The organism is Xanthobacter dioxanivorans (genome assembly GCF_016807805.1).
Classification (GTDB): Bacteria; Pseudomonadota; Alphaproteobacteria; order Rhizobiales; family Xanthobacteraceae; genus Xanthobacter; species Xanthobacter dioxanivorans.
Genome location: NZ_CP063362.1, coordinates 2,501,459 through 2,516,413 on the forward strand (window position 1 = coordinate 2,501,459; position 14,955 = coordinate 2,516,413).

Below are 14,955 nucleotides of genomic sequence, written 5' to 3' on the forward strand. Positions count from 1 at the left end.
TGCAGGAATATGGGCGAACGGCCGCTTGCAGGCGGTGGGGCGGGCCGAAAATTTTCTTTCCGGAGGGCTTTTTCGAATTGTACGATATATGTATATAAAACAATATTCCCGAGGACGGGCCCCGGATGAGGCGTCGCCGTGCGCCCCATGCGGGTGGGTCGCTCCATGGAGCGAATGGACCCCAAAGGAGAGTTCAATGGACAATCTGCTGATGTTGAAGGGCGCCCGGAAGCTGGTGGGAACGTGCGCCAATGTGCAGCCGGGCGAAGAGGTCGTGATCGTGACCGACTTCGCGGGACACCGCGTTGCCGAGGCCGTCGCCGCCGCCGCGCTGGAGCGGACGGATGCGGTGAACATCGTCGTCATGCCGCCGCGCTCCATCGACGGCGAGGAGCCCACGAAGACCGTCGCGGCGGCGATGCAGGCCGCCGACGTGCTCTTTACCCCGGTCAAGCAGTCGATCACCCACACCTATGCGACACGCACCGCCATCGGCAACGGCGCGCGCGGCATCATGTTGTCCCAGTTCAATCCGAACATGCTGGTGACCGGCGGCATCAATGCCGATTTCGAGGCGATCCGGCCGCTCTGCTTCAAGATCGGGGAATTGCTCGCGAACTGCGACAAGGTTCACCTGACGACACCCGCGGGCACCGATCTGCGCCTCAGCCTCAAGGGCCGCCCGTCCAACCCGCACTGCGGCCTGGTCCGCAAGCCCGGCGACTTCACCACCGTGCCCAATATCGAATGCAGCTCCTCGCCCATCGAAGGCTCCTCCGAGGGCGTCATCATCGTCGATGCGAGCATCCCCTATTATGGCGTGGGGCTCGTGAAGGAGCCGATCCGCTTCGACGTGGCCAACGGGCGCGTCACCAAGATCTCGGGCGGCTATCAGGCCGATTTTCTTGACCAGCTGCTGGCGCGGCAGGGCGACCCCGCCGTCTACAACATCGCCCAGATTTCCTTCGGCCTGAACCCCCATTGCCCGATGGAAGGCGTCATGCTGCACGACGAGGGCGTTTACGGCACCGCCCATATCGGCATCGGCACGAGCGTGCTTCTTGGCGGCGAGGTGAAGACCTTGACGCACTTCGATTCCCTGATGTGGAAGCCGACGCTGTCGCTCGATGGTGAAATCGTCCTTCGGGATGGCAAGTGGCTCCTGCCGGAAGCGGACGTCATTCACAGCGGCCGCGCGTAACCCGTCACCTGCCCCCCCACCAACCTGGGGCAGGCCTTCATGCGTCGTGCTTTCGAGGCGCGCCGCGGCCGGGCGGAACACGGATCCGGCCCGCCGCTCCGGGCTTTCGCCGCGGGGGCGCCTTGCCGGCGCCGCACCCGGACCGGAGCCGGACCGGCTGTCGCGGCGGGCCTCGAAAGCCGTGGAAGAACCTGGAGCACGCGCCGATCGGCCTGCATCGCAGGCTGATCGGGTCGCGCGTTCTCCATCAACGATTTGGAGGGCGCTTCACCGGGCGAATGGATTCAAGTCGCCCGGATCGCGCTCCAAGGCGGGAAAGCTCCGATATGGATAAAATGGAAAGCAAGTTCGCCTCCCTTGCGACGGACAACGCCCCTGGCCAAGAAGTCCGTGAGCGGGCGGCGGCGCAGCCGGTGTTCTCGGGCGATCCGATCCCCGGCCGCGAGGTGGATTTTTCCCACGGCGACGTGGACGCGTTCCTGCCGGCGCCGGGAACGCTGGATGCCTTTGTCGCAGGCGTCCACGCCGGCGGCAGGCAGGCCTATACCGAGTATCGAGGCAGCGCCGACATCCGCGCCGGCCTCGCCTCGCGGCTGGCGGCCTTCACCGGGGCCCCGGTTTCGGCGGACACGGACCTCATCCTGACGCCGGGCAGCCAGGGCGCCCTGTTTCTGGCCGTGGCGTCCGTGGTGGGGGCAGGCGAGAAGGTCGCCATCGTCGAGCCCGATTATTTCGCCAATCGCAAGCTCGTGCGCTTCCTCGACGGCGAGATCATGCCTGTTCGCCTGGCGTTCCTCGAAAAGGCCGATGGCGCCGGGCTGGATCTGGGAGACCTGGAGGATGCCTTTAAAAGGGGCGCAAGGGCCTTCGTGTTTTCCAATCCCAACAACCCCACCGGCGCCGTCTATTCGGACGCCGAGATCCGCGCCATCGCCGCGCTCGCCGAGCGCTACGGGGCGACCGTGATCGTAGACCAGCTCTATTCGCGGCTGCGCTATTCCGGCACCACCTACACACATCTGCGGGCCGTCGAGGTGGACCCCGACAGGGTCATCACGATCATGGGGCCGTCCAAGACGGAGTCGCTCAGCGGATACCGACTCGGGGTGGCTTTCGGGTCGCCGCGGATCATCGAGCGCATGGAGAAGCTGCAGGCGATCGTTTCGCTGCGCGCCTCGGGCTACAATCAGTCCGTGCTCCGCGGCTGGCTTGCCGAACCGAAGGGCTGGATGGAGAAGCGCATCGCGCTGCATCAGGCGATCCGGAACGACCTGCTCGAAAGGTTGTGGGGGGCCGGTCTTGCGGCGAGGACCCCCGACGCGGGAAGCTATCTTTTTCCGAAGCTTCCACGCCTTTCCCTCGCGCCGGCCGATTTCGTGAAAGCGCTGCGCTTCCAGGCTTCGGTGATCGTCACGCCGGGAACCGAATTTGGTCCCAACCTGAATGCCTTCATCCGCTTGAACTTTTCGCAGGATCATGCGGCCGCCGCCGCCGCGGTCGACCGCATGATTGAACTGGTCGCCCGCTATGAGGGGTGACGGCGCGGCGCCTTCGGCCGAGATCCGCCCGCAGGGAAACTACGTTCTTGCGCGGCGCCACGAATCCCTCGTGTTCACGTCCGGCATGACGCCCCGCCGCGACGGAAAACTCGTTGCGTCGGGACAAGTCTCGTCCCGGCATCCGCCAGACTTCTATCGGGACATGGTCGAGTTGGCCTGTGCAAACGCCCTCGCGGCGGCGCGCAGCGTGATCCAGGACCCGGAGAGAATCGCCGCCGTTCTGAGCCTGACGGTCTTCATCGCGGCCGCCGATGATTTTGAAGCGCATTCCCGGATCGCGGACTTCGCGTCCGCTTACCTTCACCGGGAACTCGGCCAGGCCGGAATCGGCAGTCGGGCCGCCATTGGCGTCGCGACCTTACCGGGGAATGCCTGCGTGGAGATCCAGCTCGTGGCCGTCGTCGAGAAATGAAGGGGAATTATTCGTAATGCGTGCTCGGCGCGGCTCGCGCCCCTGCCGGGTTGCGGGTCGGCTGGCCTGGCGAGACGACGCTCGCGGTGACGCGCCTCGTCTTCGCGGGCACTTTCGAACGGCATCCGGCACGGAGCCCGGTGCTCGTCCATGGCGGCGGTAATCTGGTTTTCCAGAAGGGGCGCCCTGATTCCGCCTTCCAGGCCAAGGGCCGGGAGGCTGATCCCTATTTCACCGCGACGCGGAAAGGCGCTCCGCCGCCTTCGGGGCGGGGGTGGCGCGCCGGACACTCCCGCGCTCAGGCGGCGGGGCGGGCGCCGGTGCGCAGGGCGGCAAACGTGTTCGCCAGCGCGACGAAGCCGGCCACGTCGATCTCCTCGGCGCGGGCGGTCTCCTCCACCCCGGCGGTCGCCAGCAGGGCGGCGGTGTCCACGCCCAGCGACTTCAGGCTCTGGCGCAGCATCTTGCGGCGTTGGCCGAAGGCGGCCTCGGTCACCTTCTCCAGGTTCGACAGGGCGCAGGGCAGGGGGCTGGCGCGCGGCACGAGATGCACCACCGAGGAGGTGACCTTCGGCGGCGGCACGAAGGCGGAGGGGGCGACGTCGAAGGCGATGCGCGCCGTGGTGCGCCAGCCCGCCAGCACGGCGAGGCGGCCGTAGGCCTTGGACCCCGGCGCGGCGACGATGCGCTCCGCCACCTCCTTCTGGAACATGAGGGTGAGCGAGGAGAACCACGCCGGCCAGGGCTCGCTGGAGAGCCAGCCCACCAGCAGCAGCGTCGCGATATTGTAGGGCAGGTTGGCGACGATCCGCGCCTCGCCGTCGCCGATGAGGGGGCGCACATCCACCTTCAGCGCGTCGCCGGCGATCACCTCCAGCCGGCCGGGATAGTGGGCGGACACTTCCGCCAGCGCTTCGAGGCAGCGGGAATCGCGCTCGATGGCGATGACGCGGCGGGCGCCCAGGGCCAGCAGCGCGCGGGTGAGCCCGCCGGGTCCCGGACCCACCTCCACCACGGTCGCCTCCTCCAGCGGCCCGGAGGCGCGGGCGATGCGGCCGGTGAGGTTGAGATCCAGGAGGAAGTTCTGCCCCAGCGACTTCTGCGCCGAGAGGCCGTGGCGGCGGATGACGTCGCGCAGCGGCGGCAGGTCGTCGAGGGCGCTCACGCCGGGACCGCCCTGCGGCCCTGGTCGCGGCTCTCCTGATCGGGCCCATCCTGACGGCGCAGCCCGTCTTCCGCGTCGGCGAGGCGCCGGGCCAGCCGCAGGGCCGCCATCAGGCTCGACGGATCGGCGCGGCCGGTGCCGGCGATGGCGAAGGCCGTGCCGTGGTCCGGCGAGGTGCGGATGAAGGGCAGGCCGAGGGTCACGTTCACCCCCTCGTGGAAGGCGAGGGTCTTGGCCGGGATGAGCACCTGGTCGTGATACATGCCCACCGCCACGTCGTAGCCGGCGCGCGCCTCGGGGTGGAACAGGGTGTCGGCGGGCAGGGGCCCCGTGGCCTCGATGCCTTCGCGGCGCAGGGCGGCGACGGCCGGCCGCACCACGTTCTCGTCCTCGCTGCCGAGGGTGCCGTCCTCGCCCGCATGGGGATTGAGGCCGCAGAAGGCGAGGCGCGGCCGGGCGATGCCGAAGCGCCGCACCATGTCGCGCGCCACGATGCGCCCGGTCTCCACCAGGAGGTCGTAGGTGAGCTGCCGGGGCACGTCGCGATAGGGAATGTGGATGGTGGCCGGCACCACGGCGAGCAGCGGCGACCAGATCATCATCACCGGATACGGCGCGGGCAGGCCGGCGGCCGCGGCGCGGGCGGCCAGATATTCGGTGTGGCCGGGGAAGGCGAAGCCGGCGGCATACATCACCGATTTCGCCAGCGGATTCGTGACCAAAGCGGCGGCGCGGCCGGATGTGACGAGGCCGAGCGCCGCATCGAGGCTGGCGAGGACGCAGGGGGCCGAGCTGGCGTCGGGACGGCCCGGCGTGGCGGTGGCGGAGGGGCCGGCGGGGAACACGGGCAGGGCCTCGCCGAAGCGCCCGGCCGCCTCCTCCGGCGCCGCCGCGACCAGCGGCACCGCGAGGCCGAGCTGGCGCGCCCGCGCGGCGAGCACATCCAGATCCCCCGCCACCAGGAAGGGCGGCACCTCGACGGCGGCGCGGCGCGCCCAGGCGGCGAGGGCGATGTCGGGGCCGATGCCGGCCGGCTCGCCGAGGGACAGGACCAGGGGGGCGGATCTGGGGCCGGACCTGTGCGCGGAAAGGGCGGCGGGCGAAGGGGCAGGCGAAGGGGTCGGCGAAGGTCTGGGCATGGCCATCAACGGCGATATTCGATCAGCGACTGCTTCTTCAGGTCGTTCATGAAGCGCTTCGATTCGGCGGCGAACTGCGCGGTCGCGATCTCGTCCTTGATCTCGCGCTTCTGCGAGCTTTCCCCGCGCACCTCGCGCTTGCCGCACATGGCGAACGTCTCCACCCCCGACTGGCCGACTTCCGGCGGGGTGAGGCGGCCGATCTCGGTCTTGTCGAGAATCTGCCGGAGCTGGGCCGGCATTTCCGAGGAGAGGCGCGAGACGGGCTGGCGCACCACCACCTCCTTCATGCCCTTCACCATGGCGATGCCGGCCTCGCAGTCGGTGAAGCGGCCGCGCACGCCGGTGGCCTCCTGGAGACGGGCGCCGTGGGCGTTCGAATTGCGCGGCACGGTGAAGATGATGGGCACCAGGGTGTATTCGGTGGAGACCAGCTGGGTCTCGCCCCGCTTCTGCAGGGCCGCGAAGACCTCGGCATCGCGCACGTTCACCGTGACCGAGCGCGAGCGCACATACTGGTCCCAGACATAATTGGCCACCAGGCGCTGCTTGAAGATGCGGTCGTCGAGGCCGACCCGCTTCAGCGTCTCGCTCATCTCCTGAGGGGTCAGCCCGCGCCCCTTCGCCATGGTGGCGTAGATGCGGTCGATCTCCTCCTTGTCCACGTCGATCTTCAGCCGCAAGGCCTGCTGGATCTTGATCCGCTCCTCGATGAGGTCGTCCAGCGCCTGCTTGGGGTTGATGGTCTTGCGCTCCGACACCTCGAACAGGCGTTGGCGCTGGGTCACATCATAGCTGGTGATGGGGTCGCCGTTCACGATCACGAGGATCTGCTGCGCGCGCGCGGGCGCGCCGGCGCCGAGGGCGGTGAGGAGGAGCGTGAAGGCGAAAAGGAACGAGTGGCGAAAGGGCATGATCCAGTCCGAAGGTCGCGCGACGACTTGTGTTCGCCTCCTGTGGCGGCAATGCGGCCCCCGCCCTCCCTCGGGCATGGGCCACATGACCGTGCGTGCCGGTCGCGGCAGGCCGGCACGGCCGTGCGGCTGCCTCAGGACCTCTTCCTGCGGAAGGCGCGCACGACCATAGCGCGGAGCCGGCGGCCGGGCCAAGCCCGCGATCCGCCGGCGGGCGCCGCTGGCGGACAACACGCACGAACAGGAGGCGGTGAGCAAGAGGCCGCGAACAAGAGACGCGAACAAGGGGCCGCGGATTAAGAGGTGGCGGACAAGGAGGCGGCGGACGAGAAGGCCGCGGACAAGGAGGTGGCCAACACCAGCTCGTGAGCAGGGTGCCGTGAGCACGAAACCGTGAGCGGAGTGGCCGCGAGCGGAGGGGTCGAGAGCGGCGGGCCGCGCTCCACCCGAATGAACACCACGCCGCGCGATGGGCGCCCGGCGTGGTGGCGGCAGGCTATTGCGAGTTTTCCGATCCGAAGGAGGTGGAGAACCCGCCCTCGCCCAGGGTCCGCAGCCCGATGCGGAACATCACCTTGCTCACCGGCGGCGCGGACGGCCCGTTCAGGGTGTAGTCGGAGATGTAGTTGAGGGCCAGGGTGAAGCAGTCGTCGATATAGCTCAGGCCGAGCAGGGTGTAGTCCACCTCGCCGCCGGCGAAATCGTAGCGGACGGCGCCGCGCACCGCCCAATTGTCGTTAAATTTGTACGACGCGTTGGTGTAGATACCCTCGCGCGTGTCGTAAAAGCCGAGCAGCGGCTGCGGCTCGTAGCGGCCATAGGTGACGGCCACGTTGAAGCGGTCGATCTCGGCCCGCCCCTGCAGCTCGAAGCGCTGCATGGAGAAGCTCGATTCGTCGAAGCGGAAGCGGGTGACGATCTCGAGGTTCTTGGTGGGCGAATAGCCGAACTTGGCGATGTAGTCCGAGGCGCTGGTCTCCAGGCCCGATTCGAGGCCGGTATTGGCCATGTCGCCATAGGCGTAGGAATTCTTGCCGAACAGGTTGTAGGACTGGCCGACCACCGCGGTGAACAGGCCGGCGCCGTTGATGGCGGCGGAATAGGTGACGCCGAGATTGAGGCGGCTGCCGCCCTCGACCCGGTCATAGCCGGAATACTTGTTCATCTCGAACAGGTTGGTATCGTCGAACACTAGGCTCTGCGCGTCCTCGTTCGGGAACTTGCCGATATCGGCCTCGTTCGGGCGGATGATGACCTGGGCGCGCGGCTCGATGGTCTGCGTGCCCCAGCTCTCCGCCGAGATGAACGGATATTTGTAGTCGAGGCCCACCGCCGGCATGGCGCGGATGAGGTCGTCGCTGCCCGGCTGGAGCGGGTTCTGCCCGGGGAAGGTCGGGCCATAGGCGTAGTTGAACGGCAGCTGGCTGACATTCACCGAGGCCACGTCCACCCGGGCGCTGGCGAAGGGCGTCCATTGCTGGCCGAGCGAGTCGGTGATGGTCTTGCGCCAGGACAGGTCCGCCGACAGGCGCGTATAATCGCCGGGCGCGCCGCGCAGCAGGCATTCCCTGGAGGTGGGGTTGGCGATGGTGCACGCGCCGGTGGGAATGCCCACGGCGCCGATGCTGGAATCCACTGCCGACATGCCGATGAAGTCGGCTTCCTGGCGGGTCAGGCTGGTGAAATTGGTCTTGAAGGTGGTCTCGCCGCCCCAGAAGGACTTCTCGAACACCTTGTTGTAGTTGAGCGTTCCCACGACCGGCTGGCGATCCTGGTCGTCGGTGACGGCGAGGCCGAGGAAATAGAGGCCGCGCACGTCGAAATAGGAGCGGTCGCCCTGGCCGGTGAGGTAGGCGGTGGAGGTCTTGGTGGTGACCGTGTCGCCTATCAGGTTGTAGTCGCGCAGGAAGGTGCGGTCGGAGGCGACGGTCGCATCCCAGCCGAAGGTCCAGAACTGGTTGAGCGCGAAGGCGCCGGTGGACTGGATGGCACCGCGGTTGTCGCGATAGCCGGGCAGGACCTCGGTCACCCCGTTGGAGGTGGTGATGAAATCCTGCTTGTTCTCCTGCGAGATGCCGGCGGCGCTGATGGTGTAGCTGCCGTTGGCCAGGCGCTGGCGCCATTCGCCCTGCATCAGCAGGCCCTGCTGGGTGACGAAGCCGGGGGTCAGCGTCAGGTCGCGGTCGGGCGCGATGTTCCAGAAGAACGGAAGCGCGACCGCCTGGCCGATCTGGGTCGAGGAGAAGAATTCCGGCATCAGGAAGCCGGTCTTGCGCTTCACCGTCGGGTCCGGCGAGGACAGATACGGGAAGTAGGCCACCGGCATGCCGAAGAATTCCACCCAGGCATCCTGGTAGTAGATCATCTGCTGATCTTCGTTGTGGATGATCTTCTTGGCCTTGATCTGCCACAGCGGCGGCTTCGACGGGTCGTCCTTGCAGGGTTCGCAGGCGGTGTAGGTACCGTTCTGGAACACGGTGACATTGCCTTCCGTGCGGTCGGCGCGGGCGGCGGAGAAATGGGTCTTGTCGGGGGTGTCGAGGCGCAGGGAATCGATGAAGCCCTGCTTGAAGTCCTGGGTCAGCTGCAGGGTCTCGGCGGTGACGATCTTGCCGTCCTTGTCCTTCAGCCGGACGTTGCCCTGGGCGAACATGGTGTTCGCCTTGCGGTCGAGCACCACGCGGTTCGCCTCGAGGGTCGAGCCGTCATAATAGATCTGGACCGTGCCGACCGCCGCGACGGTGTCCTTCTGGTAGTCGTATTCGAGCTGGTCGGCGGTCACCAGCATCTTCTGGTTCGGGTCGAGCTTGCGGGCGTTCAGCACGTTGGCGCCGAACGCGCCCGAGGGCTGCGCGCCGAACGTGCCCGAATTGGTCGAGCCCACGACGCCGGAATTTTGCGCCGCAGCAGGCGTCGCGCCGGCAAGCGCGGTGGCGGCCAGGGCGATGCCGAGAACGAGGGCGGTCGCAGGCATGAACCGGCCGTTCCCGCGCACGCCGGTGCGCGGGCCTTGTCCGATCCTGTCTCCGACGGGGGGGAGCCCAACCGTCATCCGTCCTCCCGATGCAACAGAACCAATACCCCCAGCAAAATCCCCGTCACCGCAGGAAACCATGCTGCAGCAACAGGATGAACGATTCCTGCCTCCCCGAGATCCTCGGCGAGCTTTGTCCCAACATAAAGCAGAAAGCCCGCCAGCACGCCACCGAGAATCGTCTGGCCGACCCCGCCGAAGCGGAACACCCGCAGGCCCACCACCGCGGCAATCAGGACCATTGCCACCAGAAGAAACGGCCGTGCCAGAAGGCTCTGCAGCTGGAGGCGGTATTTTTCCGCGCCGAAGCCGGATTGTTCTGCACTGCGAATAGCCGCGGGAAGTTGCCAAAACGACACGGTTTCAGGGGCGATCAGCGACTCCTGGACCTGCCGCGGATCGAGATTCGTGGCAATGAGGTAGGTACTATAGGACTGCACGTCGAAGCCCGGAACCAGCACCCGGGCGTCGGTAAGAATCCATGCACCATCGCTCAAGGTTGCAGTTTTGGCCTCCACGCGCTCTACGAGCCGGTCGGCCTTGTCGAAGGCGAACACCACCACCCCGGACAGCGTCCGGCCGCCCAGGCGGGAGGCCTGGGCCTGGATGATGGCCTGGCCGTCCAGGCTCTGCTGGCGCACCCAGAACTCCTTCTTGGCCTGGGTCAGCGAGGCCGCCGCCACCGGGTTGGAGGCGAAGATCTCGCCCTCGATCTGGTTGGCGCGCTCCTTGAAATCGGCGGAGACCGGATTGAACACGCAGGTGGCGAAGACGCCGATGAGGAAGGCGGCCAGCACCGGCGGGGTGATGAATTGCCAGACCGACAGCCCCACCGCGCGCGCCACCACCAGCTCAAGCTGGCGGGAGAGCATCACGAAGGTGCCGATGGCGCCGAACAGCACCGCGAAGGGCAGCAGCTGCTCGGTGAAGGCCGGCGCGCGGTAGAGGGTGACGAGGGCGAGCAGGCTCACCGTCACCTGCTCGCGCTCGGCGGTGCGCCGCGCCATCTCGAGGAAGTCCACGAGCATGATGAGCGTGACGCAGGAGAGGAAGATGACCGCCACCGCGCTCGCGAACCGGCGGGCGAAGTACAGGCCGAGGATGCGCCCGATCATGAGGAGGCCGCCGCCCGCCGCGCGAAGCGCTGCCTGATGCTCTCCGCGAGGTTCGTCAGCGCCTGCGGCGGCGAGATGCGGATGATGCCCTGCAGGATCAGGGCGCAGATGATGATGGTGACGATGGGCAGGGCATAGATGAGCACCACCGCCGCGACCTGCGTCTTCAGCTGGCCGGCGATGGCGAAGTTGCCGATCTGCACCAGGCCCATGGCGGGAATGATGGCGGTGAGCGCCGCGCCGCGGCTCTGGCGCGTGGTCCGCGGGCGGGCGAGGGCGCAGGCGGCGATGGCGAAGAAGGCGAACGGATAGAGCCCGGCCGACAGCCGCTTGTGCAATTCCTCTCGGTAGCGGCCGGGAAAGAAGCGCACATACATGTCGCTGGCCGGCGGGTTGAGCACGTAGGCGATGGGTCGCTCCACCGGCTTGATGTCCTGGCCCTTGCTGTCGGGCGCCAGGGAGGACAGGTCGAAGGCGTAGCGCTGGAACTCCACCACCGAGGAATTGGACGACTTCTTCTTGTCGTCGTCGCCGCCGCGCCGGTGGATCGAGCCGTTCTCCAGCACCAGGAAGATGCCGGCGTCGTTGTCGATGATCTGGCCGCGGTCGGCGAGGTAGGTGGAGATTTCCTTCTCGCGCGCGTCGTTGATGAAGATGCCGCGCATCACCCCGTTGGCGGCGCGCTCGCGCACGTGGAACACCAGGCCCTGGGACAGGTTCACGAAGCGCCCGGGCTGGGCGACGAAGGACACCACGTCCGCGCGCACCTTCGTCACCTGCTCGCGGAAGGTGGCAAGGCTCGCCGGCACCACCTGGATGGCGAGCAGGGCGCAGAAGAGCGAGACCAGCACGGCGAGCAGGGTGAGCGGCCGCAGCAGCCGCCAGTGGCTCATGCCGGCCGCCGCCATGACGACGATCTCGCTGTCGCCGTTCAGTTTCATCAGGGTGTAGGCGGTGGCGATGAACAGCGCCGCGGGCGCGATCACCAGCACCAGGGTGGGCATGGTGAGGCTGGTGATCGCCACGAAGGCGATGATGGTCTGGCCCTGGCTGGTGACGAGGTCGAGCTGGCGTAGGGCCTGGGTTGCCCAGATCATGCCCGCGAGCACCACCACGACACCGACGAACGCGACCGCAGCCGTTGAGAAGATGTAGCGATCCAGACGGCCCATCAAAGCTGCCTCAGTGCGTGGAGCCGCCCCTCTCGCGCATGCCTCCGCAGGGAGGCGCGCACTGGATAGCCGGAAGCGGGGCGGCGCGCAAATGACCTAGGGTCATGGCAGGGCGTCGTTCCGAGGCCGGCGGCCATGGCCGGGCGCGAAGGAGGCCCGCCCCCGCGTGCGGGGAAGGGCGTGCCGGCATCGATCCGCCGCCGGCGGGCCTCAGCCCGCCAGCCCCACGGTCTTCAGCGCGAACAGGTAGACCAGGGCCACCTCGTCCAGCCGGTCGAAGCGCCCCGCCGCGCCGCCATGGCCGGCGTCCATGTTCGTGCGCAGGAGAATCGGCTGCCCGCCGGTGTCCGCCACCCGCAGCCGCGCCACCCATTTGGCCGGCTCCCAATAGGTGACGCGCGGGTCGGTCAGTCCCGCCAGGGCGAAGATGGAGGGGTAGCCCTGCGGGCGCACGTTATCCACGGGCGAATAGGCGAGGATCCGCCGGAACGCGTCCGCGTCGGCGATGGGATTGCCCCATTCGGGCCATTCCGGCGGGGTGAGGGGCAGGGTGTCGTCGAGCATGGTGGTCAGCACGTCCACGAACGGCACCTCGGCGACCATGCCGGCGAACAGATCGGGCCGCAGGTTGGCCACCGCCCCCATCAGCATGCCGCCGGCCGACCCGCCATGGGCGACGATGCGGTCGGGGCGGGTGAAGCCCTGCGCCACCAGATGCTCGGCGGCGGCGATGAAGTCGGTGAAGGTGTTGGTCTTGTGGGCGAGCTTGCCGTCCGCATACCAGCGCCAGCCCTTGTCCGTGCCGCCGCGCACATGGGCGATGGCATAGACGAAGCCGCGGTCGACCAGCGACAGGCGGTTGGTGGCAAAGCCGGCCGGAATGGTGATGCCGTAGGCGCCGTAGCCGTACAGGAGCAGCGGCGCGACGCCGTCGAGCGGCGTGTCCCGACGGTAGAGAAGGGAGACCGGCACGCTCTCCCCGTCCGCCGCCCGGGCGAAGATGCGGCGGGTCACGTAGTCGGCCGGGTCGTGGCCCGAGGGCACCTCCTGCCGCTTCAGCAAGACGCGTGCCCGGCTCGCCATGTCGTAGGACCACACCTCCGAGGGGGTGGTCATGGAGGCGTAGGTGAAGCGCACCTCGGTGGTGTCGAAGGCGAAGCCGGGATGGAGGCCGAGGGCGTAGGCCTCCTCGTCGAAGGCGATGGCGTGCTCGCCGCCGCCGGCGAGGGCGCGGATGACGATGCGCGGCAGCCCCGCCTCCCGCTCGAGCCGCGCCATGTGGCCGGAGAAGACGCTGTGGGAGAGAATCATCCGCCCGGCCTGGTGGGGCACGAGATCGCGCCAGTGCGCCCGGCCGGGCATGGCGGTGGGGGCGGTGACCAGCTTGAAGTCCTCGGCGCCATCGGCGTTGGTGAGGATGACAAGGCTGTCCTGCCCGTCGAGATCGGGGTGGTGCTCCACCTCGTAGCGCACGCCGGGCGTGCGCGGGGCGACGCAGCGCGGCCGGGCGTCCGGGTCGGCGAGGTCCAGCAGATGGACTTCCGAGGTCTCGTGGTCGCCGCAGGAAACCAGCCCGAAGGCGTGCGACTGGGTCTCGCCGAGGGAGACGAAGAAGCCCTTGTCCGGCTCCTCGTAGACGAGCACGTCGTCCGCCGCATCGGTACCCAGCACGTGGCGGAAGACCTTGGACGGGCGGTGCTCGGCGTCGCGCCGGATATAATAGAGGGCACGCGCGTCGGCGCTCCACAGGAGGTCGCCGGTGCTCTCCTCGATCACGTCCGGCAGGTCGGCGCCGGTGCCGAGGTCGCGGACGCGGATGGTGTAGAGCTCGGCGCCGGAGGTGTCCGCCGAGAAGGCAAGGCGCCGGTGGTCGCGGCTGTGATGCCAGCCGCCGAAATGGAAATAGGCCTTGCCCTCCGCCTCCCTGTCGCCGTCCAGGAGCACGGCCTCCGGCCCGTCCGGCAGCGCCTTGCGGCAGGCGAGCGGATGCTGGCCGCCCTCGCGGTGGCGCGAATAATAGGCGAACGGACCGTCGGGGGTGGGAACGGAGGCGTCATCCTCCTTGATCCGCCCGCGCATCTCCGCGACCAGGTCGCCCTTCAGCCCGCCGAGGGGCGCCAGGAAGTCGTCCGCATAGGCGTTCTCCGCCTCCAGATAGGCGCGGATGTCGGCGTCGAGCACGGCCGGGTCGCGCATGACCGCGCGCCAATTGTCGGCGCGCAGCCAGGCATAGTCGTCGGCGAGGGTGACAGCGTGGACGGTGCGGCTCGAAGGGCGGCGCGGCGCGCGGGGTGGCTCAGGCGCCACGGGCGTCCCCGTCGTCGGGCGAGAGGGACAGGGCGGTGCCGTTCATGCAGAAGCGCAGCCCCGTGGGCGCCGGCCCGTCCGGGAAGACGTGGCCGAGATGGCTGTCGCAGTTGGCGCAGCGCACCTCGATGCGGCGCATGCCGTGGGAGGTATCTTCGTGCGTCACCACCGCCTCGGGCGAGACCGGCGAGAAGAAGCTCGGCCAGCCGGTGCCGGATTCATACTTGGCCTCCGAGCGGAACAGCGGGGTGCCGCAGGCGACGCAGGAATAAAGGCCGGGACGCTTCTCGTCCCAGTAGGGGCCGGTGAAGGCGCGCTCGGTGCCGCGCTCGCGGGCGATCCTGAACTGCTCGGGGGTGAGGCAGGAGCGCCACTCGGCCTCGCTCTTCACGACCTTGGCCTGGTCCGCCGGCGGCACTGCGGGAGAAGGGGCAGGGTTGGGCATGGATAGGTCCCCGGTTCGGATATCGTAGACAGGTAGGAACTCCCCATGGCAACGGCAAGGCGGCGGTGCGATCCCGTCAGAGCCCGCGCCGGCCGGTGCGCATCGCGCGCTGGTCGGGCCGCCTTATCCGTCTTGGGGCCGGAGGGCGGTTCGCCGGGCAAATCGGTTCAATTCGCGCGGATCGCGCTCTCGGTGGCGGGCCGCCGTGCGGCGAGGATCCGGCTGCCGGCCGCGCCGTCCTTCCAAGAGCAGCGAAGAAGAGATGGTGCCGGCGGAAATGCTGGTTGCAATTTTGGCTTGCGGAAACTAATACAGTCAAAGCACCTCAGGCATCGATTTGCTGCGAGGCTTGTGTCGGGCAAGAGGTGCAAGATTCACGGGTGGCTGGGAGCAGGGTGCGGCCGCGTCAGCGAGACGCGGGGTGGACCTGCTTTCTTTTCAGATAGAAAACATTGCTCTCTCCGGCCAGCCATGTCGCCGGCCGGATGAATG

The 14,955-nt window shown here is 68.2% G+C and carries 11 protein-coding genes; 3 read left to right on the top strand and 8 right to left on the bottom strand.

All coding sequences use genetic code 11. From position 1 onward, the window contains the following. Positions 1–196: 196 nt before the first annotated feature. From EZH22_RS11815 to EZH22_RS11825, 3 genes are all read left to right on the top strand, one after another. Entirely contained in the window at positions 197–1,201 is a 1,005-nt protein-coding gene (locus EZH22_RS11815; RefSeq protein ID WP_203195802.1) for an aminopeptidase, read from the top strand. Positions 1,202–1,323: 122 nt separating this feature from the next. Then, a complete protein-coding gene (locus EZH22_RS11820; RefSeq protein ID WP_231711433.1) occupies positions 1,324–2,739 on the top strand; it encodes a pyridoxal phosphate-dependent aminotransferase in 1,416 nt (471 codons plus the stop codon). A gap of 70 nt (positions 2,740–2,809) precedes the next feature. Further along, positions 2,810–3,172 carry a RidA family protein gene (locus tag EZH22_RS11825; protein ID WP_231711434.1) on the top strand — a complete coding sequence of 121 codons (363 nt, stop codon included), beginning with the start codon at positions 2,810–2,812 and terminating at the stop codon, positions 3,170–3,172. A 298-nt stretch (positions 3,173–3,470) separates the two neighbouring features. On the opposite strand, the gene rsmA is transcribed toward EZH22_RS11825, so the two are convergent. The 8 genes from rsmA to msrB all read right to left on the bottom strand — a co-directional run bounded on the left by rsmA (position 3,471) and on the right by msrB (position 14,463). Beyond that, a complete protein-coding gene (gene rsmA / locus EZH22_RS11830; protein ID WP_203195804.1) occupies positions 3,471–4,337 on the bottom strand; it encodes a 16S rRNA (adenine(1518)-N(6)/adenine(1519)-N(6))-dimethyltransferase RsmA in 867 nt (288 codons plus the stop codon). Beyond that, a complete protein-coding gene (pdxA, locus tag EZH22_RS11835) occupies positions 4,334–5,482 on the bottom strand; it encodes a 4-hydroxythreonine-4-phosphate dehydrogenase PdxA (protein ID WP_231711435.1) in 1,149 nt (382 codons plus the stop codon). Before pdxA ends, rsmA begins: the two co-directional genes overlap by 4 nt. Next, a complete protein-coding gene (locus EZH22_RS11840) occupies positions 5,482–6,390 on the bottom strand; it encodes a SurA N-terminal domain-containing protein (RefSeq protein WP_203195805.1) in 909 nt (302 codons plus the stop codon). The genes pdxA and EZH22_RS11840 overlap by 1 nt, the downstream gene beginning before the upstream one ends. A gap of 496 nt (positions 6,391–6,886) precedes the next feature. Next, positions 6,887–9,364 (bottom strand): LPS-assembly protein LptD, encoded by a 2,478-nt coding sequence (locus tag EZH22_RS11845; RefSeq protein ID WP_203195806.1) that lies wholly within the window; start codon positions 9,362–9,364, stop codon positions 6,887–6,889. Positions 9,365–9,438: 74 nt separating this feature from the next. Beyond that, the gene (gene lptG / locus EZH22_RS11850; RefSeq protein ID WP_203195807.1) at positions 9,439–10,539 is read right to left on the bottom strand and encodes an LPS export ABC transporter permease LptG; all 1,101 of its coding nucleotides are present in this window, start codon (positions 10,537–10,539) and stop codon (positions 9,439–9,441) included. Further along, positions 10,536–11,711 carry an LPS export ABC transporter permease LptF gene (lptF, locus tag EZH22_RS11855; protein WP_203195808.1) on the bottom strand — a complete coding sequence of 392 codons (1,176 nt, stop codon included), beginning with the start codon at positions 11,709–11,711 and terminating at the stop codon, positions 10,536–10,538. Before lptF ends, lptG begins: the two co-directional genes overlap by 4 nt. A 210-nt stretch (positions 11,712–11,921) precedes the next feature. Further along, a complete protein-coding gene (locus EZH22_RS11860) occupies positions 11,922–14,018 on the bottom strand; it encodes a S9 family peptidase (RefSeq protein ID WP_203195809.1) in 2,097 nt (698 codons plus the stop codon). Next, a complete protein-coding gene (gene msrB, locus EZH22_RS11865; protein ID WP_203195810.1) occupies positions 14,008–14,463 on the bottom strand; it encodes a peptide-methionine (R)-S-oxide reductase MsrB in 456 nt (151 codons plus the stop codon). Before msrB ends, EZH22_RS11860 begins: the two co-directional genes overlap by 11 nt. Positions 14,464–14,955 lie beyond the last annotated feature (492 nt).